This is a genomic window from Bacillus cereus group sp. Bc061 (assembly GCF_027715825.1).
GTDB classification, from domain to species: domain Bacteria; phylum Bacillota; class Bacilli; order Bacillales; family Bacillaceae_G; genus Bacillus_A; species Bacillus_A paranthracis.
The window spans coordinates 1-2,885 of sequence record NZ_JAQFTZ010000029.1 but is presented as its reverse complement, the minus strand read 5'-3'; the positions used below and the strand labels follow the sequence as shown (position 1 = coordinate 2,885).

The window sequence follows — 2,885 nt, the reverse complement described above, 5'->3', positions numbered from 1 at the left end:
CGGTGCGAGACGTTCTCGAGTAAGTAATGCGGGAGCATAGGCGACAACGAGGACTATTCTTAATTGTAGAAACATCGAAAACAATAAAGAGTAGGATAACTGTTCAGGCGAGTGAGAGGAATGAAGGAGTAACGCCCCGAAACTCTCCCAGTGAGATTCCCAACTGCATACACTCGGCAGAGTGAGATGTTGGAAGCAGGGTAAAACATGCGGTTACGGTTCGTAGTGTCTATATGGATAACCGAAAGCCAGCAGGAATAATAAACCGGCTGGAACTAACTAAGTACCGTATGCTGTCAACCGACAAGGTGAGAATGTGTAAACACTGACGAACTTGCGAATGTACACCTCGATAGGTTTACGGGTCAGAAATGATTCGGAGTCTGAAAATAAGACTTGTCTAATGGATTGGAAACATCGCATAGTGACCAATCCTAACGTTGTTACAGGCAACGGAGCTAGACACGGGGTAAAGCAAGCACCTAAATCGGAGATTGAAAGATCTTTAAAACAACGATAGTCTGAACGGAACGTCGAAAGCCACTAACGTTGGGTCTATGACTCTATCGGCGGATATAGTTGAATACGAAACGGGTAACCGAGGGAAGTATTCTTAATAGTGGTGAGAGTAGTGGCACGACCGTTGAAGATTCTGTAATGGAATTGGAGGAACAGCCACAAGCCTATTTGTAGGAACTGAAATTTCATCTAATCTTGCATGGATTCTGGTAAGACTCAAAAGGTCACCAAATCAATATGAGAGTAGGTGATAGACCATGAATGATAGAACTAAGTCCACGCCAAAGAATAAGAAACTAAGACACAACGAATACTACGGTATCCAAACTTTCTTAGATAACTTATACCAGAAGGCAACAAAGAAAAATTCTTTTAAAAATTTAATGCCTATCATTATATCAGATGAAAATATACTCCTCGCGTTTCGTAATATTAAAGGAAACAAAGGGAGTAAAACAGCAGCTTGTGACAATGTAAACATTAAGGATATTGAGAGAATGGAACAAAGCTATTTCTTGAACGAAGTAAAAAGACGCTTTCAAAACTATCAACCGCAGAAAGTAAGGCGCAAGGAAATACCGAAACCCAATGGGAAAACCAGACCTCTGGGAATACCAAGTATGTGGGATAGGATTATCCAACAATGCATCTTACAAGTAATGGAGCCTATCTGTGAAGCACACTTCTGTAACCGAAGTCATGGATTTCGCCCAAACAGAAGTGCTGAAAATGCTATAGCAGACGCAACAAAACGGGTAAATCAGCAAAACCTTACATATGTGGTGGATATAGACATTCAGGGATTCTTTGACGAAGTAAGTCACGTCAAACTCATGCGCCAACTATGGACACTGGGTATTCGTGACAAACAACTACTAGTCATTATCCGGAAAATATTGAAAGCGCCAGTGCAACTGCCTAACGGCAAAACGATATTTCCGACCAAAGGTACCCCGCAAGGTGGTATCCTTAGTCCACTACTCGCCAATGTTAACCTTAACGAATTTGACTGGTGGATTAGTAATCAATGGGAAACTTTCAAAGCCAAGAAGGTAAAGCCGAGATTGAAAGATGGGATTTGGAGTAATGACACTGTAACATATTGTCTATCCAAAACATCCAAGATGAAACCAATGTATATCGTAAGATACGCAGATGATTTTAAAATCTTTACAAATACACGTAGGAATGCGGAGAAAATTTTCGAAGCAACTCAAATGTGGTTAGAAGAACGTCTAAAACTGCCTATCTCAACCGAAAAGTCTAAAGTAACCAATCTGAAAAAGCAACAGAGTGAATTCTTAGGTTTCACTCTTAAGGCTGTAAAGAAAGGTAAGAAGAACGGTAACACACGATACATTGCAGTAACACACATCTCTCCAAAAGCACTGGAAAAAACAAAACAAGATTTAGCAAAACAAGTGAAAAGGATACAGAGAACCCCAAACTCTAATGAAACAATTAAGAGAATCAGTATATACAACAGCATGGTCATTGGTAAGCACAACTATTATAAAATAGCAACGCATGCTTCCCTGGATTTCAGTAAAATGAACCATAGTCTTGGTCACATGATGTATAACAGATTCCCAAAGTCAAAAATTAGAGGAAAAAGCAACACAAACGGATACACGAATATAGGGAAATATAAAGGGAAAGACAGAGGTATTAAACCATACCTAAAGTCAAAAGCGATGAGATTTCTCATGAAATGTCCTATTTTACCAATCTCCTATATTCAACACAAAAAACCGATGATGAAAAAGCAATCTATTAACAGATACACCGCAGAAGGACGAGCCCTTATACACAAAAACTTGGCAGAAATAACCGAAGCGGAACTGAAATGGTTAAGAGAAAACCCAGTTATAAATGAACGGGCAACCATAGAATACAATGATAATCGAATTTCTCTTTATATTGCACAAAAAGGAAGATGCAGTGTAACAGGTGAGAAACTCTCGCCTTGGGACATCCACTGTCACCATAAGCGATTATGGAGTGAAACAAGGGATGACAGCTACAAAAATCTTACCATCATCAAGCCAAGTGTCCATACACTAATACACGCGACCAATATAGAAACCATAAACCAATTCCTCAATAAATTAAAACTCAACGAGGAACAGTTAGGCAAACTTAATAAATTGCGGAAATTAGTCAAAAATGAGGAAATCTGTATGTAATCACAAAATGAAGTGGATATGGAACATGAACAACTAGCGTTGTTTGCTTAGAGCTTATCATTATTAGATGAAAAGAAAACTACAATATAGGTGGACCGCGGTATGCCGTGAAAGTGGCACGTACCGTGCGGATCGGGGGAAAAGTTGGAGATAACCTCAAAGACTTACCTATCGACAATT

Annotated in this window: 1 protein-coding gene; it reads left to right on the top strand. The window is 39.4% G+C overall.

Features of this window, described 5'->3' with window-relative positions; translation table 11 throughout:
* The first annotated feature begins 776 nt into the window (after nt 1-776).
* Nucleotides 777-2,705 (top strand): group II intron reverse transcriptase/maturase, encoded by a 1,929-nt coding sequence (gene ltrA, locus PDQ40_RS27970; protein ID WP_000999901.1) that lies wholly within the window; start codon nt 777-779, stop codon nt 2,703-2,705.
* Nucleotides 2,706-2,885 lie beyond the last annotated feature (180 nt).